Genomic DNA, 22,871 nt, shown 5'->3' with positions numbered 1-22,871 from the left:
CTCCTTCGGCACCCGCAAGCGGGTCCGGCCAGCAATCACAGATTGCTGTCGCTCAGCGGCACATGAAGCTACGCTTCATAAGCGTTTGCTTCGCCCGTGTGACGCTTGGACTCCGCCATCCATGGCTCCGTACAGTTTTGGAAAGCCCTTCCTGACCCGTTCCCGGGCCATTTCCTTGTCCTCAGACCAACGACACTTTTCAAACCGCGGAGTAAATTCGCAAAGCAGGAAAGAAGAAATGACTGATATCAGCATCAGACGATTGAACGCTTCCGACAGTGACTTTGACAGTGCGCTGGCCAAGCTATTGGCGTGGGAAGACAGTGTGGATCATCAGGTGAATGAGTCGGTTCGTCATATCCTGCATGAGGTGAGAACCCGTGGTGATGCAGCGGTTCTTGAGTTCACGGAGAAGTTTGATCGGCTGAAGGTCGGCTCCGTTGCCGAATTGGAAATGGGGCAGGACCGCTTACAGGAGGCTTTGGGCGCTATTCCCCAGGATCAGCGTGTTGCCCTGGAGAAGGCCGCCGAGCGGGTGCGTGACTATCACGAGCGTCAGAATCAGACGTCCTGGCAGTATGAAGACGATGACGGCACCGTACTCGGTCAGAAGGTCACGCCGCTGGATCGGGCAGGACTGTATGTGCCTGGTGGCAAGGCGGCTTATCCATCGTCTGTGCTGATGAATGCCGTACCGGCAAAAGTGGCCGGGGTAGGCGAGGTGATCATGGTGGTTCCCACGCCGGATGGGGTGGTAAACGATATGGTTCTGGCGGCTGCGGCGATTGCCGGTGTGGATCGTGTGTTCTGCGTAGGTGGAGCGCAGGCGGTCGGTGCGCTGGCCTATGGTACTGAGACGATTCCTGCTGTTGATAAAATTGTCGGGCCAGGCAATATTTTTGTCGCCACGGCCAAACGGGAAGTGTTTGGCACCGTTGGCATCGATATGATTGCAGGCCCCTCCGAGATTCTGGTGATCTGCGACGGCAAAACCGACCCGGACTGGATCGCCATGGACCTGTTCTCGCAGGCCGAGCACGATGAGCAGGCTCAGTCCATCCTCGTCAGCCCGGATGCGGAGTTCCTGGATGCGGTGGAAGCCAGTATCAACAGATTACTGCCGACCATGGAGCGGGCCGAAATCATCGCTACCTCGATGACGGACCGAGCTGCACTGATTCACGTGACCGACTTGTCTGAAGCGGCCTGCGTTTCCAATCGTATTGCGCCGGAGCACCTGGAGCTTTCCGTGGAAGACCCGGAAAACCTGGTGGAAGAGATTCGTCATGCCGGTGCCATCTTTATGGGGCGGTATACGGCGGAGGCGCTGGGTGATTACTGTGCCGGGCCTAACCATGTGTTGCCAACGTCCGGGACGGCGCGTTTTTCCTCGCCGCTGGGGGTTTATGACTTCCAGAAGCGGTCGTCGCTGATCGGCTTTTCCGCAGCCGGTGCCGACAGGATGGGGCGAGTTGCCTCGGTTCTGGCTCGGGGAGAAGGGTTAACGGCTCACGCCCGTTCTGCGGAGTATCGGGTTCGGGAGGGCCAGTCAGGTGAGTAAGTTCTGGAGTTCGCGGGTCAAAGACTTGGTCCCCTATGTGCCGGGGGAGCAGCCGAAAATGGCCAACCTCGTGAAACTGAATACCAATGAAAACCCGTTCGGCCCGTCTCCGAAGGTGACCGAGGCGATCAATACTGAACTGAATGACAACCTTCGGCTATACCCGGACCCCGAAAGTGAGGCCCTGAAAAGTACCATCGCCAACTACTATGGCGTGCAGGGCGAGCAGGTTTTCCTGGGTAACGGCTCCGACGAAGTGCTGGCGCACATCTTTTACGGTCTTTTCCAGCATGGCGAGCCCGTACTGTACCCCGATATCACCTACAGTTTTTATCCGGTGTATTGCGGCCTCTACAATATCGAAGGCAAGACCGTACCGCTGACCGACAGCTTTGAGATCGATCCCAAGGACTATAGGCAGCCGAACGGTGGAATCATCTTTCCCAATCCCAATGCGCCCACCGGGCGTTACCTGGCGTTGGACAAGGTTGAGGCCATCGTCGCTGCCAATCCCGATCGGGTTGTGGTTGTTGATGAAGCCTATGTCGATTTCGGCGGAGAGAGTGCGATCAAGCTGGTGGGGAAATATCCCAACCTCCTGGTCTGCCAAACGCTGTCCAAGGCTCGTTCCCTGGCTGGGTTGCGCGTCGGTTTCGCCATCGGCAGCCCGGAGGTCGTCGAAGCCCTGAACCGCGTCAAGAACAGCTTTAACTCCTATCCTATCGACCGCCTGGCTCAGGTAGGTGCCGTCGCGGCATTTGAGGATGAAGACTGGTTTCGTGCCACTTGCGAAGGCGTCATTGGCGAGCGGGGGTGGGTCACCTCGAAACTGGAAGCCTTGGGGTTCGATGTATTGCCCTCAAAGGCCAACTTTATTCTTGCGCGCCATCCGGATCATGCCGGTGAGGCGCTGGCGAAGGGGCTTCGGGAGCAGGGCGTCATCGTGCGCCACTTCAATAAGCCCCGTATCTCGGACTTCCTGCGCATCACCATCGGCACGGCAGACCAGAACAAGCGACTGGTTGAGTGTCTTAAGCCGTTGGTATAACACAAGACATTCAAGGCAACCTCACGGAGGCAGAGCATGGCTTCTCGCAATGAGATACTCCGCACAATGAATGACTGGCTGGCCCCGGAAGACTTTAAGGACTATTGCCCCAACGGTCTGCAAGTGGAGGGTGCCGAAGAAGTCAGTACCATAGTAAGCGGTGTCACGGCTTCCCGGGCACTCTTGGACGCGGCTATCGAAGCCGGGGCCGACATGATTCTGGTGCATCATGGGTATTTCTGGAAAGGTGAGGATCAGGCCATCCGTGGCATGAAGCGGGACAGGATCAAGCGCCTGCTGGAGCACGATATCAATCTGGTTGCTTACCACCTGCCGTTGGACGATCACCCTGAGTATGGCAACAACCGGCAGTTGGCCGACGTGTTGGGTATTCTCAATCCACGGCCTCTGGGTGGGCTTGTGTGGCAGGGCGAGCTGGATGCTCCGATGGCTCCCCAGGCGTTCGCGGATCTGATCGGGGAACGTCTGGCACGTGCTCCGCTTTGGGTTGGGGGCGGCTCCGCGAAGATTTCCAGGGTTGGCTGGTGTACCGGTGCTGCTCAGGGGTTCATTGGCAACGCATTGGAGGCGGGGCTGGATGCCTACATCAGTGGCGAGATTTCAGAGCCCACCACGCATACTGCCCGCGAATGCGGTATTCATTACTACGCCGCTGGCCATCACGCCACTGAGCGGTACGGTGTTCAGGCCCTGGGGCGGGCCCTGGAGCAAACATTTGGGGTGAGCCACCGGTTTATCGACTGTGATAACCCGGTGTAAGCGTCAAGCTTTCTGCTGCTTTTCGGCCAGGCCAAAGTCTTCGGCCAGGGTGCCTTTTTCCTGGGGGTCGCTCTTGGGGGCATAATCCCGGGGTGGCTCTGCATCGTCCTTGCTGGCGGCTGCGCCTTCCAGGCGCGCCTTGGCGTTCTCTTTCTCAAGTTCCAACAGCCAGTCTTCGTCGTTGCATAGGCGGTTGGCGCCCCGGGCCATGTGCTGGTTTACGTCCCGGTAGGTGTCGTTGAAGCGGCGCAGCAGATGCGCAGACTCCATAAAATGCTCGTTTACCTGCGCCTGATAGCGTGTGTACTCGTTTCTCAATTCCTCAATCTGCTGTTCAGCCCGGCGCTGACGCAGAGTGGAGCCCTGACCAGACCGGCCAACCAGTACTCCGATGACAATGCCAACAATCAATGCGGCGATGGCTGCCAGAATCAGGTTTGTCATAAGCTGTGTCATCCTTCTGATGAATAGGAATTCCTTCCCAAAGTATACCGTCCCAAGGCCCTTTCACGCACGATTGCCTCGTGCGCCAATCGTCGTATTGCGTCGTATGTTTGGCTCGCCCCCGCTGCTGTAGCGGTTTCTCAGGGTGTCGAACGTGGCGAAAAAAGCCAAAATCGGCCACAATACGCCGCCGTTATGAATGACCATACTTCGGGAAACGCCTTAATGACACCCCAAAAGCGCATCCATATGACCACCAGCCAGATGACCCCGTGGGAACGATACCAGCAGGACCTTGAACGGCCCGAGTTTCACAAAGACCGGGCGCAGGAAGATGCGGTCCGCCGTTTGCAGTCACTTTACGACAAACTGGTGGCGGCGGAAAGGGAACGTGACAAACCGATGGTCAAACTTCGCCTCAAGCTTAGGAAGGGGAAAGAAGACCCGGTTAGGGGGTTATATTTCTGGGGCGGTGTGGGTCGCGGAAAGACCTACCTGATGGATACGTTCTATGAAGCTCTGCCCTTTGATCGCAAGATGCGGGTGCACTTCCACCGTTTTATGCAACGGGTTCACAAGGAGCTGAAAAGCCTGAAGGGTGAGAAAAACCCGTTGGATATCGTGGCGAAGATGTTTGCGGACGAAACTCGGGTGATCTGCTTTGACGAATTCTTTGTCTCTGATATCGGTGACGCCATGATACTGGCAACGTTGATGGATGGCCTGTTCAGCCGTGGTGTGACTCTGGTCTGTACCTCCAACATTGTGCCTGACGGGCTTTACAAGGATGGCCTGCAGCGCGCCCGCTTCCTGCCCGCCATTGCACTGGTCAAGAAGCACACCGATGTGGTGAATGTGGATGGCGGTGTGGATTATCGCCTGAGAACTCTGGAACAGGCTGAGCTGTACCACTTCCCTCTGGATGAGGATGCCGACAAGAGCCTTCAGAAAAGTTACGACGGGCTTGCGCTTGAGGCGGGCAGTCACAGCCTGGAGCTGGATATCAACGGCCGCAAGCTGACAGCGCTCAGTCACGCGGATGACGTTGTCTGGTTTGATTTCAAAACCCTGTGCGACGGCCCTCGTAGCCAGAACGACTACATCGAGCTGGCACGGGAGTTCCACGCAGTGATCATCAGCGATGTGCCGGTGCTGGGAAAAGACAAGAATGATCAGGCCCGGCGATTCATCAATATGATTGACGAATTTTACGATCGAAACGTCAAAGTCATCATTTCCGCGGAGGCTTCGATTACGGACCTGTATGCCGGCGGGCGGCTTGGATTTGAATTTGAACGCACGGAGTCCCGGTTGCTGGAAATGCAGTCCAGGGAATACCTTGAGGCCCCTCACAAAGCCTGATAGGCGTCGGATTGAACGAAGTCCAATCCGATAACGAACGACCCTAACGATAGAGAGATCAAGCAATGAGCACAGACAACGTCGTCATCGTCAGCGGTGTACGCACCCCCATGGGCGGATTCCAGGGCAGCCTGGCTGCGGTTTCTGCACCGGAGCTGGGCGCGATCAGTATCGCCGAAGCCATTCGCCGTGCCGGGTTGCAGCCTGCAGATGTGCAGGAAGTTATCATGGGTAACGTTCTGCCGGCAGGGCTCAAGCAGGGGCCGGCTCGTCAGGCCATGCGCCAGGCGGGGCTACCGGACAGCACCGGTGCCACCACGATCAATAAGCTTTGCGGTTCGGGTATGAAAGCCGCCATGTTCGCCCATGATGTGATCAAGGCCGGTACGAATGACGTTATGGTTGCCGGTGGCATGGAAAGCATGTCGAATGCGCCGTATATTCTGCAAGGCGTTCGCAGTGGCTATCGCATGGGGCCTGGCCAGGCGCCTCAGGACCATATGTTCCTGGACGGCCTTGAAGATGCGGAAACCGGTCGGCTGATGGGTGCATTCGCTCAGGAAATGGCCGACAAGAAAGGCTACACCCGGGAAGACATGGATGAATATGCCATCACCTCGCTGACCCGGGCCAAGAAAGCCATCGAAGACGGTTTGCTGAAAGATGAAATCATCCCGGTCACCGTCAAAACCCGCAAGGGCGAGGTAGTGGTTGAGGATGACGAGCAACCCCACAACGCCAACATCGAAAAGATCCCGAGCCTTCGCCCGGCGTTCGCCAAAGACGGCACGGTCACCGCGGCCAATGCCTCGTCAATATCGGATGGTGCCTCTGCACTGGTGTTGATGCGTGAATCCGAAGCCGAAAAGCGCGGCCTTAAACCGTTGGCACGGATTGTTGCCCATAGCACCCAGTCCCAGCATCCGGCTGAATTCACCTGCGCTCCGGTGGGTGCCATCAAAACCCTTTTCGCCAAAACCGGCTGGACAAAGGACGACGTGGACCTGTTTGAGATCAACGAAGCCTTCGCCATGGTCGCCATGATGCCGATCCGCGAGCTCGGCCTGGACCCGGAGAAGGTCAATATCCACGGCGGCGCCTGCGCCCAGGGCCACCCGGTTGGCTCTACCGGCTCCCGCCTGCTGGTGACGCTGATGCACTCCCTCAAGCATTACGGCAAGAAAAAGGGCGTTGCGGCGCTTTGTATCGGCGGTGGTGAGGCGACGGCTATGGCAATCGAGATGCTTTGATTTAAATTATTGTTCCGCCAGTCAGCCTTGTAAAAAGCTGGCTGGTTGCATCCAAATTTGTTGACTATAGTGAGTCAGTGCGAGGGAAGTCTGCCGCAGAGAGGGGCGTAATCGTAAAATCATACTTTTGACTGATCAAAGCGTTCGATGGCGTTAGCTATAGTGCCAACATCACGAGCACTGTGCATGAAGCCTCCAAACATCGTGAACACCAATAATCAGAGCAGCGACTCAGAACAACAATGGAGTAGCCTTCCAATGACAAGAAAAACATACCAATGGCAGCAGTGGACTAAATTGCCGCTGGCCGTAGCAGTTGCAGCCGGAGTATCTGGGCAGGCAGCTGCCTATTCATTTTATGTGGGGGATATGGAAGCCTCTTTCAACACCACGCTGTCGGCGGGCATTGGCTGGCGTACACAGGATCAGGACAGAAGGTTGATTGCCCAGGGTAATCTGGGGCCTGAATATGCTCCCGGTCAGCCCCTGGCCAATATTGGTGCCTCTACCAACAACTATGATGACGGTAACCTCAACTTCGAGAAAGGGGATACCTACTCCAAAATCGTCAAAGGCAACAGCGAGCTGTTCCTGAACTACAACGTAGACAGTGACACGCTGACTCGTGTTGGTGCTTTTGTTCGTGGTCGGTACTGGTATGACTTCGAATTGAAAGATGAGAACCGGGCCGTAGATCCTGTCGGTCAGCGCCGCGAACTGAACGATGAAGCCAAAGACAATGCCTCTGGCGGTGAAATTCTCGATGCCTACGTATTCTCGGATTGGTACTTTGGCAATGTCCCGGTCAGCCTTCGCTACGGCAAACAGGTGTTGAGTTGGGGCGAAAGTACGTTTATTCAGGGCGGCATCAACACCATTAACCCGGTTGACGTACCTGCCTTCCGGGCGCCAGGCTCCGAGCTGAAGGATGCGCTGTTGCCCGTAGAAATGTTCTATGCGTCAGCGGGCATTACCGAAAATATCACCGTTGAGGCGTTTGTGCAGGCGGACTGGGAACCTGTTCGCCCGGATGATTGTGGCACGTTCTTCTCCACAAACGACTTTGCCGCTGACGGTTGCGGTCCAGTTTTGTTAGCCGGTCAGCTGCCTGATTCCCAAGCGGCAGCGCAGGGGTTCATCGCTCCCCGTATTGCCGATAAGGAAGCGGATTCCAAGGATCAGTTTGGTGTCGCGCTGCGCTGGTATGTGCCGGCCTTGAACGATTCAGAGCTTGGTTTCTACTACATCAAGTACAACAGTCGTCTGCCATATGTCAGTGGTCTGGTAAACAACCCATCTTCACCCAGTGGTAGCCAGCAAAACGATCCGAGCAAACCGAACTCCCAGTTTCCGAGCTACTTTATTGAGTATCCCGAAAACATCAATCTCTATGGCATCAGTATCAACACAACGACCCCGGGTGGTTGGTCTCTGGGTGCGGAATACAGCTTCCGTGATAACGTTCCGCTCCAGTGGAACGCGTTTGAGCTGATTTTTGGTGGTTTGCAGCAGCGTGGTCCGAATGGCGAAATTCTTAGTAAACTCGAAAAGCAGCGTCTTGAGGAATCCGGCGGCGCCAACCTGGCAGGAAAACCAGTTGATGGATATGACCGGTTTAACGTGTCTCAGGCCCAGTTCACCCTGATTAAATTCTTTGACCAAGTGATGGGCGCGAGCCGTCTGTCTCTGATCACAGAGTTCGGTGCGACATACGTTCACGACTTACCGGACGAAGATGAAGCCCGTTACGGTCGCTCAGGCACCTTCGGTATCGGTACGCTGCCGGTGGACGGCTCCAACTTCACGGGTGATTTTTGTGAGGCAGGTGCCAACATCAATACCAACTACTGTAATAACGAGGGCTTTACCACGTCCTTCTCCTGGGGCTACCGTACGCGCCTGGTCTGGGACTATCCCAACGCAATCGCTGGTATCAACCTGTCTCCGCAGTTGGCCTGGAGCCATGACGTTCAGGGCTATGCGCCTTCCCCAGGTGGTAACTTCAATGAAGGCAACAAGGCCATTGGCCTGTCGCTGCAAGGGGTTTACCAGAACCGTATAACCGGTAATATCGGTTACACAAACTTTTTCGGTGGCAAGCCGTATAACGAGTTGACCGACCGTGATTTCGTGAGTGCGAGCGTTTCCTACTCATTCTGATTCGGCCTGAATTCGTTTAACGAGGTAATTTAAATGAAACTGAACAAGAAGCTACTGGCCACTGGCATTCTGTCCGCAACGTTGATTGCGGGTAACGCCTTTGGCGCGGTTTCCGCACAGGAAGCGGCCAAGCTCGGTGACTCGCTCACGCCAATGGGTGCTGAGAAAGCGGGTAACGGGGACGCTATTCCGGCCTGGGACGGTGGTCTGACGACGCCTCCTGCCGGGTACAAAAACGATGGTATCTACGTGAACCCGTTCCCGAACGAACAGCCAAAGTTCACCATCAACCAGAGCAACGTTGACCAGTATGCGGAAAATCTGTCCCCCGGACAGGTCGCAATGATCAAGCGTTATGACGAATACGTTATGCCGGTATACGACACTCACCGTTCCGCTGCATACCCGGAACAGGTCATGCAGGATACCGTTGATAACGCCACGAGTGTGGAGCTAATCAAGGATGGTAACGGCCTGGGTAATTACCAGACGGCTACGCCATTCCCAATTCCGCAGAATGGCCTGGAAATTATCTGGAACCACATCACCCGTTATCGTGGTGGTTCCGTTCAGCGTAACGTAGGGCAGGTGACTCCGACGGAAGACGGTGCCTTCAGCGTTGTGAAATTCCAGGACGAACTGACGTGGAAAACCTATCTGGAAGATTATGAGGCGGGGCAGGACCCGAACGTACTGTTCTACTTCAAGCAGGCTATTACTGCGCCAGCGCGACTCGCCGGTAACGTCCTGCTGGTCCACGAGACCATCGACCAAGTTGAAGAACCGCGCCGTGCTTGGGTATACAACGCCGGTCAGCGTCGTGTACGCCGCGCCCCGCAGGTTGCCTATGACGGCCCGGGTACCGCCGCAGACGGCATGCGCACCTCCGACAACTTTGATATGTTCAACGGCGCGCCTGATCGTTACAACTGGGAGTTGGTTGGCAAGAAGGAAATGTACATCCCGTACAATTCCTACAAGCTGGTCGACCGGAGCCTGGACTATGACGAGATCATCAAGGCAGGTCATATCAACCAGAACCTGACCCGCTATGAGCTGCACCGTGTCTGGCACGTGCGTGCCACACTGAAGGACGGTGAGCGTCATATCTACGCCCAGCGTGACTTCTACATCGATGAAGACTCCTGGCAGGCGGCGGTGATCGATCACTACGATGGTCGCGGAGAACTGTGGCGTGTGGCAGAAGCGCACAGCATGCAGTTCTACGATCAGGTCGTACCCTGGTACGCCATTGAAACCCTTTACGACCTGCTGTCTGGCCGATATCTGGTTCTGGGCTTGACCAACGAAGAGTCCAATCCTTACGAGTTCGGTGTTGACCGAAAGTCACGTGACTACACTCCGGCTGCTCTGCGTCGTGCAGGCACCAGGTAAGTTGTCGTGATCCGGGGCATCTCAATCCCGGGTGAAATAGAAACGGCGGGCCCTGGCCCGCCGTTTCTTGTTTAAAACCGTTGATTTCCTCTGAATGTTGGAAATTTGCCGGTGTTTCGTTACCTTCCCGTCAAATTTTTGCAGCCTACCCCTGATTTGGTTTAACCTCTCCCTACTAATACTAAAGGCGTACCCGATGCAGGGCGCCGCAGCAACGACAAAGCAGAGATCACATTTGCCGGATAAGGGCCCGTCAGGCTCATAAATTCCGGGCTTTCAACGGGGCAAAGAGTGAAACCATTCGATGATGGCTGTGCGGCCAACGATGAGTTCCAGTCAACATTAGGCGGTACTCATCGTGGCGAGTTGATCAGGGATTTGTTGCGCCAACGGGTACGGATGCCGGAGCCCGTTCCGAATTATCTCAAAAGACCGGCGTTGACCGAGAAACTGACCGCTACCATAAAGCCGGGTTCGGCCCTGCTGCTGGAGGCGCCGTCCGGTTACGGAAAAACCCATGCCCTGAGTGCGGCGTTTCGTGAAACCTCCCGTAGCCCCGACACCCTCCGATGGCTAGCTCTGACCGGACAGGAAAACGATGCTGGGCGCCTGTTGGCCTTGCTTGAAATTGCGCTGACGCCGCCCGGTGTCACCTCGCGACCGTCGGGGCAACAGAAAGCCTCCAGCAATACGGATGCGCTTGCCCTGCTATTGTCGGATGCTCACTGGAGTGCCCCGGACGGCGATAGTGTACTGGTGATTGATAACGTTGGCACAGTTGCCAACCCAGCTGCCATTGCACTGTTGCAACAGCTAGTTGAAAACATTCCTTCCGGTCTGGCGTTGGTGATGGTGTCCAGAAAGCCTCTGCCCTTTGAGACCCACACGTTCGAGTTGGAAGGCCGCTTCAGCAGAATCGGCGCGGATTCTCTTGAGCTGACACGATTGGAAACCTTCGAGTTCTTTCACGCCGCGATCAACCGTAGTCAACTGACCACGGTTGCTGTCGAGCACCTATATTCGTTGACTGAGGGGTGGATTACACCTTTGGGGTTGTACCAGAGGGAATTGGACTCCGCCCCGGAATCCCGGCTGCCGATCCAGGAAACTTTCAGTGTTGAGCGTTTTCTCAGGGATGCCGTGCTGATTCATTTAACGCCTGGCCAGCAGCGTTCACTGCGAATCATGGCGGAGATGGAGATCGTCTCGGATGAGCTGTTCCTGGCGTTGGCTGATGCAGGGTGTGACCATGCTTTTCGACCCACTGCTGCTTCGGAAAGTGGTATCCCATTGCGTCCATTGCCGGGCCGGGGCCGTTGGCTCCGCCTGAATCCATTGCTTCACGACTGGTTGCAGACACCTGCCCTCGATGGGGCGGGGGAGCGTGCGCTGAAAGCCAGTCGCTGGTTCAGTGACCGTCATCAGTTCCCCGAGGCACTGCGTTATGCACTGGTCAGCGGTAGTCTTGAGGAATCGGTCCGCATAGCATCTGAAGGCTCCGAAGCGTTGTTGATTGGCCAGGATACCGCGTCATTGCTTCGACTTCGTCGTTCATTGCCGTCGGGGCTGCTGGAGAAAAGCGCTCGCCTGAAGATTGTTTACGGTTGGGTCCATGCTATAGGTGGACAGTTCAAGCAAGCGAGAACGCTGATTAACGATCTTGATAATGGCGAGCGTCCCGAACTTGCTGGCCGGGTCGACGCGCTCAGGGCGTTTATTCTCCGTGGTGAGGGCAGTGTTGATGAGGCCTTGACGGTAGCGAACAGGGCCCTTCAGGCGGAAGAGTTGTCTACCCAAGGCCAACTGGTGACGCAGTTGGTTCGTTCCAGTGCGTTATGCGCGGCGGGCAAATTTGGCGACGCCCGGGAAGCCAATCGTATTGCCGCAAGATTGGCTCGAGAGGCTGGAGACGCTGGTTCGGAAGTGCTTGCTGTCTATGCGCACGCGCGGATTGAACTTGGTAAGGGGTCGTTGAAACACGCAGAGCAACTGCTGCGCACCGGTCTGGATACCGCCATGAACGAATCATCGCGGCCTGCACGTGTTGGTGAAACGCGCCTACAGCTGAACCTGGTGATGGTACTTTGGCATCAGGGACGACAGGCGGAAGCAGATCGCCTGTTGGTGACCTGTATCCGCCATGCGGAGCAAACTCGCGATCTTGGGTTGCTGCTGGCCATGGCGTTAAGGGTGTTAATTTGTCGCACCCAGAATCGGATGGACGATGCCTTTGCCTGGATAGGTCGTGCCGAGCGCACTATGCAGTCGTGGCAGGTAGACGAGTCTGTCTACGTGCCTGTACTCGAAGCCCTGAAAATCAGCGGCTGGCTGACGCTGGGCCAGGCGGATACGGCGGCACAGGCTATGGAGCGGCTCAAACCATGGAGGGAAGTGAATTGCGTGCCGGAAATGTTCCCGATGATGCCCGGCATGCTGCAATGCCTGCAGGCGAGGATCGAGCTGGCGCGGGGTGATGACATTAAGGCCACTGAAACCGTCAGGAACATTCGGGACAACGGCGGCGAGACACTACCGTTCGGTCTGGATTTGTATTCAAGACTTCTCGAAAGTGTCCTCAGCTGGCGCCAGAAAGGCCCATCCGCTGCCCAAAAAATGCTGACTGCATCGATGGCTATGGCCGGAGAAGAGCATTACATCAGCCCTTTCGCAGAGCTCAGGGGGGAACTGCAGGAACTGCTCGAAAAGACCTGGCCCCAGTTGCCGGATACGCCGTTTGTTGAGGCTATAGGCACGTTGTACGGCCTCACGGACATGAAAGAGCAGGCGCCTCTGGCTGAGCCCATCAGTGATCGGGAGCAAGGTGTGCTTGAGCTGATTGCCCAGGGATTGTCCAACCAGGACATTGCAGACCGCCTTCACATCTCACTGCATACGGTCAAAACCCATGCCCGTCGCATTAATGCCAAGCTCGAGGTGAAGTCGCGCACCCAAGCCATCGTTCGCGCGCGCGAACTGGGGCTGCTGTAGCGGGCACGCTATCGCTACTCAGGCTGAGTGCTTCAGCTCGTCTATGAGGGCATCCTTTTCTTCCCATACCTGGCTTACCCAGCGCTGGAAATCCGCTCGTATTTCACGGTTGTTTTCGTAGTCCATACCCAGGAAACGGTGTGGAATTTCCCGCGTTCGGATATCTACCACAATCCGTTGGATTCGCCCACACAGGTAATCCCAAATGCCGGACTTGCCCTCCGGATAGACGATGGTCACATCGAGCATGGTGTGTAGGGACTCACCCATGGCTTCCAGCACAAAGGCTGTACCACCGGCGCGGGGCTTCAACAGGTGTTTGTGGGGCGAGCCCTGGCTCTGATGCTTGGCCGGTGTGAGCCGCGTACCTTCCATGAAGTTGAAAATGGTCACCGGTGTATACCGAAACTTCTCGCAGGCGGCCCGAGTGGCTTCCACGTCCTTGCCCTTCAATTCCGGACGCCGGGCAACCTGCTCCTTGGTGTGGCGCCGCATGAATGGAAAATCCAGCGCCCACCAGGCCACACCCAGTAAGGGTACCCAGATCAATTGTTGTTTGAGGAAAAATTTGAGTAGCGGGATGCGGCTGTTCAATACGTGTTGGATGGCAGGAATGTCAGCCCAGCTCTGATGGTTGCAGGTGACGAAATACCAGTGCTCCCGGCTCAGACCTTCAGCGCCGCGGACATCCCATTCGATGTTGTGAAGCACGTCAGCCAGCACATTATTGAAGCCAATCCAGAACCACGCGATGCGGTTGAGCACAATGGTGCAGCCTTTGCGAACCGAAGGGGTCGGGATCAATAGCTTGATCACGGCAAACACCATCAGGATCGGGAATAGCCAAAGGGTGTTGAGAACAATACAAAGCACTGCGAGCACGCCTTTGACGGGTGCGGGCAAGAACCTGAACATTGACCGAGTCTCCGGAATACGAATCAGCTTGGTTGTGTGATAGCGGTGTCAGCCCTCGTTACTGGTGTCGTCAGTGGTGGAGGTGCCGGGCAAGAGTACCTCCTCCTGCTTCGCCGTGGCCAGCTCCGACAGCATTTGAGAATCGGTATCCTGAACAATGGTCTGGAAGGCCTCGTCGAAATAATTCAGGTTGTTGTGACGGATCATGCTGCGAATCTCTTCCACATAGTCCTCACCTCTTTCGGAATACCCCAGCAAACCGGCAGCAAGACTAAGGCCACTAGCGATATCATCACGGTTGCGAGCTTTCAGGCGAATGTCCCTGAGCAACTGGTAGGTCGGATGGCGATTCAGGTTCTGAATGTAAGAGCGCACAGACAGATAAGGCGAAGAGAAGCTTGCCACTTCATGACTGGCGCCCTCAACGCGCCCTCGAGGCACCAGGCCGCAGCCTTGGGAGAAGCACCATTGGCCGAACAGGTTGTTGCCTCTGCGGGCAAAACGAGAGGTGCCCCAGGCAGATTCATTGGCGGCCTGCGCGAGCACCAGTGAAGGCGGAATGACATCAAGACGGTTCCGCAGGCGCCGGAACATGGTCTCGCTGGCGGGTTCCTCATCCACCCTCAGTCGTTCGGCCTGTTTTTTCAACCAGGTCAGTTCCGATTTGTTGAGTTCGTCCTTGCTGGCCAGGCTGTCCAGGTAATCACGTTCAATCAGAATGCGGGAGTTTGCCAGCACAATACGTGGGTACAGGAACGAGAAAAACGCAGCCTTCTTTTCGGTGGTATCACGATAGGCAGAGAAATCCGGCAAGTCCGCTCGTGACCAGCTGGGGAGTGAAGGCAATTTGGCCAAGGCGACATCCGAGTCTTCATTGTCGCGGTCGTGGTCTGGGTCAGGGGTGTGCAGTATGCCCCACATACCAAAAACCATCAGCGGAACTATCAACCACAGTGCCCGGATACCAGAAGACATAAAACCTCTCGTTACAATCGATATGACAGCAATTATAACAGGTTATACGCCAACGTCGCCTGGGTGGTTTGCTCCCCGCTATTCTGGCAGGCGTGTCGCCATGAGCAATCCGAGTACCTCTTCCTGGCCCTCTGTCTGCCTGAGTTGCAGGAAAAACTGATCCTGATCGCTGGTAAAAAAGCCATCCAGCGTCAGGCTGCCCGAACTAAACGTTACAGTCCCGGTGTTGCTGGCGGTGTATGCCAGGGATATCGTCCCGGGCGACTGTGCCTGCGGAGTGGAAACGGATTCGGCATTGACCTGATGGGTAATATCGAGCGTCCGTCCTTCCAGACGGGCGCTGCCGGAGGACTCAATGACCAGCAGGGCATTATCGAAATGCGTCAGCCGATTACTGGCCTGATCCATTCCAAGGCCCACACCCTGAAGGCGGTAGTGCCCCTGGCTGGGTGGTGCGGCGTTGGCCTGTTCTGCAGCCACCAAAAGTCCATCACCGATGGCGTTGGTGTCCAGGTTGAAGGCCATCAGGGAGCCGTCTGGCGTTGACGCACCGACGGCGACCTCCGGTTTCTCATCCAGGCCGGCGGCGTTGTTCCGGTCCAAATTGAGGCGGCCGTTACTGACAATACGGTTGCCGGTGTTCGGGTCGTAGGCCCGCGACTGGCGTTCGCTGATGACCCAGTTGGCGTTTCGCTGGCCGGGGTTGTCCGCTGGCACGGAAACAGTGACGGTCCCCGTGTTGTCCCTGCGAAGGATGGTGGTCGCCATGGTCTGGGTGACGGATGGGCCAGTGATCTGCCAGTTCCCCACGCCGGACTCAACCACGAAGGGCTCACTCTCATCGCCCATGCGGGTGGAAAGGTAAGCCACGTTGTAGTGGCCGTCTAATGTCTGACGCTCAAACCCTTCCTCTCTTAGCAGATTCAGTTCAAACACGGACAGGTAGTGATCTTCCAGCGTAAGTTCGCGTTTCAGTTCGCCGCTTTCGGAGCGCAGCTCAATCGCTTTCCCGGCACTGAAATACCCGCTGAGTACGCGGTCGGGTTGCTCGGTGCCACCGCCGACATACGCATTCAGGAAATACGGATTGCGGGTCCAGCCGATGATCCGCGAGCTACTGCGGCCGGTGATGCTCTGATAAAGGGCGCGACCAGCCAGCAGGCGGGTTTCGTCTTCCAATGTGGCAGCGCCAGGGGATGAGGAATGAGTATTCAAATCCCATGATGGGCGGTCGAAGAATTCATTGCCATCGGCGTGTATTAGGGCCCGGCGATCATAGGGGATATCGCTGGCCAGGGACGTGACTCGAATATTGAAAGCGTCGAAGGAGGTCAGCGTCATGCCCGGGTAAACATAGCCGGTACCGTTCTGGTCAGTCGTGGTTTCCTCTCGGGCGATCCGCACGCCCCATTGGCCGGAGCCGGCAATGCTGGATTCGAGGAATGTCTGCCCCAGCTCTATGCCCCAGAACACCGAATGGTAATCCGCCGAGCTCGCCTCAATCTTACCGGAAGAGTTCTCTCCCAACAGTGCGTAGTCGGCCATGGCATCAACGTAGCGTGCAAAGTCTCCTCGACCCTCAAGTAGGGTGAGCGCCCCATCGACATCAAGATTGCCGGGTATATCGATCTCAAAATCATGGACCTGATCGGCGAGGGTGGACCAGACATACTTATTCAAACAAAGGGTGCTGTCGGCGTCGTTCACGCAGTCCATGATCTGGGAGAACTCACCAGAGCTGTAGCTGTCCAGCGAGTTGGCCACAAGGTATTCCGAGAATGGATTCACCTTCACGTCACGGTCCGCGTCCGCTGCCAGTGCCCGCATACGGCTGTTGCCATAGGTGGCCTCGATCACCACATCCGGCCCGATTGGTAGCCCTTCCTCAAAGCGAATAACAGTTCGCCCGCTGTCTTCCTGGCGGGACCGTGTGTCTACTGAGCCGAGTTCACGGAGGGTCTGGTCGGTCTGGTAAACCCGGATGGTGTCCGGTTCAACGATACGCAGATTGCGGCGTGTCAACTCACCACCGGGTGCAACAGATTCCGGCACTTCCATGGTGACCCGCACTTCATTTCGGGCCAGGCCTGATGCATTGTTGGAGTCACCGGTTGAGCCCGGCGTGAAATCGTCGATCGCGTTTTTTGTCGGCGGGAAGCTGTTTCCCCGGCCCGCCACGTCGTCGTTCGCGTCGCCACTACCGTCGCAGCCGGCGATCGATGTGACAGTGGATAGGATGAAAACGGCGGTGAAGGCCCGTGCAGCTAAGTGAAACATAGGGTTGTCCATGCCAGATAAACGTTCCCGGAGCGTGAGCCAGAAGTCTATCAAGTTGGCAAGACACAAAGAGTGAGGAAGGGCACGAAAACGGGGAGAGGTAACTCTAACCCTAGCCCCGCCCTGATTAGGGCGGGCGGGGTAGTTCTTTAAGGGTCAGGGCCTGATTAGAAGAAGATCTTCATACCAGCCATGACGCCTTCATCCAGGTTCAGGTCACCGCGACCGTCAAAGTCGGTATTCAGGTAGCGGTAACCGGCAAATAGCTCAGCGTTGCGGATAACACGGTAGCTGCCGCGAAGCTCAAGGCTGGTGAGGTCATCGGAATCGCCAAATGCAAGGATGCTGGGCGCGTAGTGAAGCCCGCCGGTGAACGACAACCCGGGTACGTTGGGCACGTTCACGGTGGCAAAGCCGCCGAGAGCCACGGCACCGCCGTCCAGCCGATCATCATCCCATCCGAAGGCGCGAACACCAATGCCCGCTGTGGTGGGCAGGTTACCAATGGCCGTGCGGCCCTGGGCGTGGAAATCCACGTTGCCAATGTGACGGCTGCCTTCGTGATAGGTATAGCCGGTGCCCACCTGGATGTCGGAATTGGTGCCGAAGAAGTTGACCTGGCCCTTGACCGAGTCGTTGGTCAGGCTCAGGTCAACATCGGAGGCGTATACAGGCGCTGCCGCAAGTGACAGAACGATAAGGGGAATTCGGGACGCTTTCATTCTTCGACCTTCTTAATGTTTGAATGTAACCGCCGGAATGTTAACGGTCCGGCCCGGGCGGCTCAACTTAAAACGGGTTAAGGGCAGGTTAATGCGGGCGATCAATGGCTGGTTGTGTCGCCGCCCTGGTCCAGATCATCGGGGGACGCATTTTCTGCGGGAACGCGGTATTCCTCATTGGCCCAGGCGCCCAAGTCGATCAGTTTACAGCGTTCGGAACAGAAAGGTCGAAAAGGGTTGTTCTCATTCCATTCCACGGACTTCTTACAGTTAGGGCATTCTACGTTCATGGTGGCCTTGTGTCGGTATTCAGGTGGATGCGGAAGCTTGGCAGTATTGTTCCAGAACCGCCCGCAGCATTTCAATATTGACCGGCTTGGCAACAAACGAATCCATTCCTGCCTCGCGGCAGTGCTCCTCATCCTTTTCCATGGCACTTGCGGTCAGCGCCACCACAGGTACCCGGTCGCGGTTGTGGTCCTTCTCCCATTGGCGCAGGCGGCGAGTGGCCTCGAAACCATCGACGCGGGGCATCACACAATCCATGAAGATCAAGTCAAAGGGGTGCCATTGCCAGAGACTGGAGGCAGCTTCGCCGTCATTCGCCGTCATCACATCACAACCCAGTTTTTCCAGCAGCCGGCGGGTGAGGGTGCGGTTGACCGGGTTATCTTCCACCAACAGAACTTTCATGCGGCCGCAGGGTAACTCCTGGCGGCGGGTGTTATCACTGACGGCTTGCAGGGAAAAACGGGTCAGGAAGCGGCGTTCGTTACGAGTGGAATCCGAAAACAGTTGGTGCAGGATGGGGGTCAGGCATGACTCCCGCAGGGACTTGCTCAGGAAGGCATCGGCGCCGGCCTGTCGGAAATGCTCTGCGTCCCCCCGCTGGGGGTTAGAAGACAGAATCAATAGCCGTGTGTGCCCCCACTCCGGGTTGCTGCGGATCTGTCGGCACAACAGATCACTGTCCATATCCGGTACAAATCCGTCCAGAACCAGTGCATCAAAGGGCTTGCGGTTGTCCGATGCCAGCCGCAATGAGGTCAGTGCTTCACCGGCGGATCTCACCGCTTCGATATCCAACTCATGGCGCGAAAGCATTTCCAGGGTGATCTTGCGGGACAGTTCATAGGAGTCCACCACCAGAATGTGCCGCCCTCGGATCATGCTGGTATCCGGCCGGCCGCGGGCAGCGCTCTCGGGCGCAACCTGCAGGCTGAGTTCCATCCAGAAGGTAGAACCCTCGCCGGGCTTGCTCTCAAGGTCCAGTGAGCCGTCCATCAACTGAACCAACTGGCGGCAGATAGTCAGGCCCAGCCCAGCGCCCGGCAGCTGGCGCTGAAAACGCTGGCCAAGCTGAACATAGGGCTCATAGACCAGCGGGATGTCCTCAGGATTGATTCCCACGCCGGTGTCCTCGACCGCCATTCGCAGGCGCACATTATTGTCCCGCCGACCCAGTACCTCAATGCTGATCAGCACATGCCCGGAATCGGTAAATTTGATGGCGTTGGACGTCATGTTCAGCAGTATCTGCCTCAGCCGCACCGGGTCGCCCTTCAATGCCCAGGGCAGGTTTTCATCAATCCGTAATTCTAACGCCAGGCCCTTTTCCCGGGCCCGTGCGCCCAGCATGTGCACCAGGTCATTCAAGGTGTCGCGAAGGTCAAAGGGAATGTCATCCAGCACCAGCTTGCCGGCTTCCATGCTGGAAATGTCCAGCAGATCGTTAATAATGGCCGACAACCCCTCAGATGCGTTGAGTAGGGTGTGGACATATTCCCGCTGATCCTGATCCAGGGGGGTGTCTGACAGAAGGTTGGCGTAGCCGAGGACAGATTGCAGCGGAATGCGCAATTCATGGCTGACGTTAGCGAGGAACTGATTCTTTGCACGGTTTGCCCGCACGGCTTGATCCCGTTCATCCTGGGATTGGATGGAAGTCTGGCGCAGGGAGCGGGTGTCTTCCAGCAACTGCAGGCGCATCGTATTCAGCGCCTGCTCCAGCTCGCTCAGCTCGTCACCCCGCTTTGGGCGCTTGCGGCGAAGCTCTAGCGGCTCAATCAGTGCGTCCAGGTTGAGCCGGGCGGCGTAGTCTGCAATCGACTCCAGATGGCGGGAAAGAGTGAGCCGAACAATGACCAAAAGCCCGAGTGTACCCAGCATCACGATCATCGACTGGAACAACAGAGTGAGCAGCGCTCGGTCCATTAGTTCGTTGTAGACGGTTTCCACGGACGACGTCACGGTCAGCGTGCCCATGGCTTCCGGGTTCTTGAGGGACGCGCGATTGAACATCAGGGGAAAGGATTGGCTGATTACCCGGCCATCCGGATAGGTACCCGTACTGAACTCCTCGCCAGCGACGGTGATCACCCGGGCATGCTGGATAACCGGAATCGCTCGCATGTCGTCCAGGCTGTTCGCCACCTCGCTGTAGTTCATCAGCCAAAGGTTGTTGCTCATGCTGCCGGCAACCAGTTCCGCCGCCCGCTCCTGGGTACTACGCAACTCTTCGGTTCTGCGCTCAAACTCGCCGATCATCTGTACGCCCGTGGCCGCCAGAGACAGGATAAGGCTGAACAACAGAACATATACCAGCAGCCTGGCAGCCAGTGGCCGTACACCTATTCGTCTGAATAACCGGATCGGAGGCAAGGCACGCATTCCCTGTGTCGAAAAAACAACCGTTCTGCAGTTTAACAGACCGTTAGCACTTCGACACGTTCCTGTGATTCATCATGGACAAAGCGGAAGCGCACATTCAGGTCGTACAAATGCGCTCCGTAAATCCGTTCTTCATCCCGACCACGTCGGAACGACGGGCGAGGGTCGTAGCTCACCACATCCTCTATCAAGCCTCGGAAATCCGGATACTGGTCCGCTGGCAAGGCAGCAAGCTGTTGGTCTGCTTCATCCAGGAATATCACGGGTAAACGCTCCGTCGGTGCCGACTCCGCCCATCCCAAGGTGGCTTTTGGCACCGAATCCGAAAATGGCAGATAGGGTTTGATATCCAGGATAGGGGTGCCGTCTATCAGATCGTGGTCCCCAATCCGCAAAATCAGGCGACCGCCCGCATCCCGCGTCAGTCCTTCATTTCGCACTACTGACAGTCCGAGGCTGTTGGGACGGAAAGGTGACCGGCTTGCGAAAACGCCTATCTTCTTGTTACCCCCCAGTCGAGGTGGTCGAACCACCGGGCGCCACTCCGCCCGCACCGCTTCATGGAACTGGAACGTGAGCCATAGGTGGCTGGCGGTTTCCAGCCCCCGGAACGCATCCTCGCGATCAAACGGCGATTGGATGATCAGATCAGCGTGAGCAAAACGGGTCAGCCCCGGTTGGCGGGGCACGCCAAACTTGTCACGAAAACAGGAACGGGTAAGTGCGATGGGCGTTAGTGTTAATGCTTCAGCAGAAGGACGAGAAGGATGGCGGCTCATAAACGTTAGCGCCCAAAGGCCGCCAGAAACGTTTGGTGCAACTCTTCAACCTGGCGTTCTACATCGGCCACGGGCAGGTTGTTATTGACTACTTCATCGGCTTTCTGGAGCCGCTGCTCACGCGGCATTTGAGCAGCTATAATTCGCTTTACCTGCTCTCTATCGTTGGTGTCCCTGGCCATGGTTCTTTGGATTTGCACATCTACCGGCACATCCACCACCACGGTCTTCTCCACCAGCTCGTGCTGATCGGTTTCCAGCAATAAAGGCGATACCAGAAGCACATAGGGCAGGGCGTAGTTATCCGGATGCAGCTGCCGCATCAGTTCTTCACGAATCACCGGGTGCAACAGCGCCTCCAGCCAGGCCCGCTCCTCTGGCGCATCGAATACGATCCGCCTTAGCGCCGCACGGTCCAGGCCGCCATCCGCTAGCAGGATATCCTGGCCAAAATGCTCCGCAATCCTTTCGAGAGCGGGAGTGCCGGGTTCGACCACTTCACGGGCAACATCATCCGCATCCACCCAGTGCACACTCAGCGCCCCGAACAACCGCGCCACCGTGGATTTACCGGAGCCGATCCCGCCAGTGAGGCCTACGACTGCCATTCAACCCCCCAAATAGGCATACCAGGCCACCTGAATCTCTGTACCAAACCAAAGGCACAACAACCCGGCCGCCGCTAAGTAGGGCCCGAACGGAATTGGCACCTCGCGGCCGTGTTTTCGAAACACCATCAGACTAATTCCCACGACGGCGCCGACCAAAGACGACAACAAAATCACCGCGGGCAGCAACTCCCAGCCCAGCCAGGCCCCTAGAGCGGCCAGCAGCTTGAAGTCGCCATGCCCCATGCCTTCCTTGCCAGTCACCAGTTTGAACAGCCAGTACACCGACCACAATGAGAGATAGCCTGCCACCGCGCCCCAGAACGCACTGCTGAATTCCGTCAGTACACCGAAATAGTTCAAGACCAGCCCGAGCCACATGAGGGGCAGAGTCATGCTGTCTGGCAACAACTGGGTGTCGAAATCAATCACTGTCAGCGCGATCAACACCCACACCAGGAGCAGAGACCATAGTGCAGCCTCAGAAGGCCCCACGACTAGAATGGTCACCACTGAGAACAGGGCCGTAATGGCTTCAATAATCGGGTAGCGAGGTGAAATGCCCGTCTTGCAGGATGCGCACTTGCCACCCAGAACCAGATAGCTGATCACCGGGATGTTTTCCCAGGCGCGAATGCTATGGCCGCAGGAAGGGCAGGTGGATGCGGGTTTGGAGAGAGTGATCTGCTCATCGCCTTTGCGCTGACCTTCGGGAAGCTCCAGAAATTCTTCACACTGACAACGCCAATCCTGTTGCATCATTTTTGGCAGGCGAAGGATGACCACATTCAGGAAGCTGCCGATGCAGAGGGAGATAAAGACAACAACGGTATAGAGAAGCCAGGGAGTGGCAAGCAACGTATCAAGGGGAATCATCAAAACTCTCTATCTGCGCCATCAAGCCCCCTCTCCCTTTGTGGGAGAGGGGGCGGAGGGT

General features: G+C 56.7%; 18 protein-coding genes. 8 read left to right on the top strand and 10 right to left on the bottom strand.

The window, feature by feature from the left end:
• Window positions 1-238 precede the first annotated feature (238 nt).
• The 3 genes from hisD to AC0B60_RS07205 are packed head-to-tail and all read left to right on the top strand — an operon-like array spanning window position 239 to window position 3,389.
• Window positions 239-1,561, top strand: coding sequence for a histidinol dehydrogenase (hisD, locus tag AC0B60_RS07215; RefSeq protein WP_465085076.1), 1,323 nt, complete (start codon window positions 239-241; stop codon window positions 1,559-1,561).
• Window positions 1,554-2,609: a histidinol-phosphate transaminase gene (hisC, locus tag AC0B60_RS07210; RefSeq protein ID WP_465085075.1), complete on the top strand. Its 1,056-nt coding sequence runs from the start codon at window positions 1,554-1,556 to the stop codon at window positions 2,607-2,609. The genes hisD and hisC overlap by 8 nt, the downstream gene beginning before the upstream one ends.
• Window positions 2,610-2,645: 36 nt before the next feature.
• A complete protein-coding gene (locus AC0B60_RS07205) occupies window positions 2,646-3,389 on the top strand; it encodes a Nif3-like dinuclear metal center hexameric protein (RefSeq protein ID WP_465085074.1) in 744 nt (247 codons plus the stop codon).
• A gap of 3 nt (window positions 3,390-3,392) precedes the next feature.
• On the opposite strand, the gene AC0B60_RS07200 is transcribed toward AC0B60_RS07205, so the two are convergent.
• Window positions 3,393-3,833 (bottom strand): Z-ring associated ZapG family protein, encoded by a 441-nt coding sequence (locus tag AC0B60_RS07200; RefSeq protein WP_288074071.1) that lies wholly within the window; start codon window positions 3,831-3,833, stop codon window positions 3,393-3,395.
• Between the two features lie 264 nt (window positions 3,834-4,097).
• Between AC0B60_RS07200 and zapE the strand changes: the two genes are divergently transcribed.
• From zapE to AC0B60_RS07175, 5 genes are all read left to right on the top strand, one after another.
• Window positions 4,098-5,195 carry a cell division protein ZapE gene (gene zapE / locus AC0B60_RS07195; RefSeq protein WP_465085176.1) on the top strand — a complete coding sequence of 366 codons (1,098 nt, stop codon included), beginning with the start codon at window positions 4,098-4,100 and terminating at the stop codon, window positions 5,193-5,195.
• A gap of 65 nt (window positions 5,196-5,260) precedes the next feature.
• Window positions 5,261-6,445, top strand: coding sequence for a thiolase family protein (locus tag AC0B60_RS07190; protein WP_465085073.1), 1,185 nt, complete (start codon window positions 5,261-5,263; stop codon window positions 6,443-6,445).
• Window positions 6,446-6,703: 258 nt separating this feature from the next.
• Window positions 6,704-8,605, top strand: coding sequence for a DUF1302 domain-containing protein (locus AC0B60_RS07185; protein ID WP_465085072.1), 1,902 nt, complete (start codon window positions 6,704-6,706; stop codon window positions 8,603-8,605).
• 33 nt (window positions 8,606-8,638) lie between these two features.
• Window positions 8,639-10,000: a DUF1329 domain-containing protein gene (locus AC0B60_RS07180; protein WP_465085071.1), complete on the top strand. Its 1,362-nt coding sequence runs from the start codon at window positions 8,639-8,641 to the stop codon at window positions 9,998-10,000.
• 291 nt (window positions 10,001-10,291) lie between these two features.
• A complete protein-coding gene (locus tag AC0B60_RS07175) occupies window positions 10,292-12,988 on the top strand; it encodes a LuxR C-terminal-related transcriptional regulator (RefSeq protein WP_465085070.1) in 2,697 nt (898 codons plus the stop codon).
• 18 nt (window positions 12,989-13,006) lie between these two features.
• Here AC0B60_RS07175 and AC0B60_RS07170 read toward each other — a convergent pair whose 3' ends face one another.
• The 9 genes from AC0B60_RS07170 to AC0B60_RS07130 all read right to left on the bottom strand — a co-directional run bounded on the left by AC0B60_RS07170 (window position 13,007) and on the right by AC0B60_RS07130 (window position 22,810).
• On the bottom strand, window positions 13,007-13,903 hold the full coding sequence (locus tag AC0B60_RS07170; protein ID WP_465085069.1) for an acyltransferase: 897 nt from the start codon (window positions 13,901-13,903) through the stop codon (window positions 13,007-13,009).
• Between the two features lie 48 nt (window positions 13,904-13,951).
• Window positions 13,952-14,878, bottom strand: a complete 927-nt coding sequence (locus AC0B60_RS07165) for a glucosaminidase domain-containing protein (RefSeq protein WP_465085068.1) — start codon at window positions 14,876-14,878, stop codon at window positions 13,952-13,954.
• Window positions 14,879-14,956: 78 nt separating this feature from the next.
• A complete protein-coding gene (locus AC0B60_RS07160) occupies window positions 14,957-17,155 on the bottom strand; it encodes a hypothetical protein (RefSeq protein ID WP_465085067.1) in 2,199 nt (732 codons plus the stop codon).
• A 167-nt stretch (window positions 17,156-17,322) separates the two neighbouring features.
• On the bottom strand, window positions 17,323-17,877 hold the full coding sequence (locus tag AC0B60_RS07155; protein WP_269400082.1) for a YfaZ family outer membrane protein: 555 nt from the start codon (window positions 17,875-17,877) through the stop codon (window positions 17,323-17,325).
• A gap of 101 nt (window positions 17,878-17,978) precedes the next feature.
• Window positions 17,979-18,167, bottom strand: a complete 189-nt coding sequence (yacG, locus tag AC0B60_RS07150) for a DNA gyrase inhibitor YacG (RefSeq protein ID WP_465085066.1) — start codon at window positions 18,165-18,167, stop codon at window positions 17,979-17,981.
• Between the two features lie 19 nt (window positions 18,168-18,186).
• On the bottom strand, window positions 18,187-20,547 hold the full coding sequence (locus AC0B60_RS07145) for a hybrid sensor histidine kinase/response regulator (RefSeq protein WP_465085065.1): 2,361 nt from the start codon (window positions 20,545-20,547) through the stop codon (window positions 18,187-18,189).
• Between the two features lie 32 nt (window positions 20,548-20,579).
• Complete coding sequence (gene tsaA, locus AC0B60_RS07140; protein WP_465085064.1) at window positions 20,580-21,326, bottom strand: tRNA (N6-threonylcarbamoyladenosine(37)-N6)-methyltransferase TrmO; 747 nt, start codon at window positions 21,324-21,326, stop codon at window positions 20,580-20,582.
• Between the two features lie 5 nt (window positions 21,327-21,331).
• Entirely contained in the window at window positions 21,332-21,934 is a 603-nt protein-coding gene (gene coaE / locus AC0B60_RS07135; protein WP_465085063.1) for a dephospho-CoA kinase, read from the bottom strand.
• On the bottom strand, window positions 21,935-22,810 hold the full coding sequence (locus AC0B60_RS07130) for a prepilin peptidase (RefSeq protein ID WP_465085062.1): 876 nt from the start codon (window positions 22,808-22,810) through the stop codon (window positions 21,935-21,937). It lies immediately after the preceding gene.
• Between the last annotated feature and the right edge of the window lie 61 nt (window positions 22,811-22,871).

Source organism: Marinobacter sp. V34 (assembly GCF_055524115.1).
This window is presented reverse-complemented; position numbering and strand designations above follow the sequence as displayed.

Bases quoted from the DNA above. Each gene is read 5' to 3' on its own strand.
- hisD (WP_465085076.1), top strand. From the start codon at position 239: ATGACTGATATCAGCATCAGACGATTGAACGCTTCCGACAGTGACTTT.
- AC0B60_RS07205 (WP_465085074.1), top strand. From the start codon at position 2,646: ATGGCTTCTCGCAATGAGATACTCCGCACAATGAATGACTGGCTGGCC.
- AC0B60_RS07200 (WP_288074071.1), bottom strand. From the start codon at position 3,833: ATGACAAACCTGATTCTGGCAGCCATCGCCGCATTGATTGTTGGCATT.
- zapE (WP_465085176.1), top strand. From the start codon at position 4,098: ATGACCCCGTGGGAACGATACCAGCAGGACCTTGAACGGCCCGAGTTT.
- AC0B60_RS07190 (WP_465085073.1), top strand. From the start codon at position 5,261: ATGAGCACAGACAACGTCGTCATCGTCAGCGGTGTACGCACCCCCATG.
- AC0B60_RS07185 (WP_465085072.1), top strand. From the start codon at position 6,704: ATGACAAGAAAAACATACCAATGGCAGCAGTGGACTAAATTGCCGCTG.
- AC0B60_RS07180 (WP_465085071.1), top strand. From the start codon at position 8,639: ATGAAACTGAACAAGAAGCTACTGGCCACTGGCATTCTGTCCGCAACG.
- AC0B60_RS07170 (WP_465085069.1), bottom strand. From the start codon at position 13,903: ATGTTCAGGTTCTTGCCCGCACCCGTCAAAGGCGTGCTCGCAGTGCTT.
- AC0B60_RS07165 (WP_465085068.1), bottom strand. From the start codon at position 14,878: ATGTCTTCTGGTATCCGGGCACTGTGGTTGATAGTTCCGCTGATGGTT.
- AC0B60_RS07160 (WP_465085067.1), bottom strand. From the start codon at position 17,155: ATGTTTCACTTAGCTGCACGGGCCTTCACCGCCGTTTTCATCCTATCC.
- AC0B60_RS07155 (WP_269400082.1), bottom strand. From the start codon at position 17,877: ATGAAAGCGTCCCGAATTCCCCTTATCGTTCTGTCACTTGCGGCAGCG.
- yacG (WP_465085066.1), bottom strand. From the start codon at position 18,167: ATGAACGTAGAATGCCCTAACTGTAAGAAGTCCGTGGAATGGAATGAG.
- AC0B60_RS07145 (WP_465085065.1), bottom strand. From the start codon at position 20,547: ATGCGTGCCTTGCCTCCGATCCGGTTATTCAGACGAATAGGTGTACGG.
- tsaA (WP_465085064.1), bottom strand. From the start codon at position 21,326: ATGAGCCGCCATCCTTCTCGTCCTTCTGCTGAAGCATTAACACTAACG.
- coaE (WP_465085063.1), bottom strand. From the start codon at position 21,934: ATGGCAGTCGTAGGCCTCACTGGCGGGATCGGCTCCGGTAAATCCACG.
- AC0B60_RS07130 (WP_465085062.1), bottom strand. From the start codon at position 22,810: ATGATTCCCCTTGATACGTTGCTTGCCACTCCCTGGCTTCTCTATACC.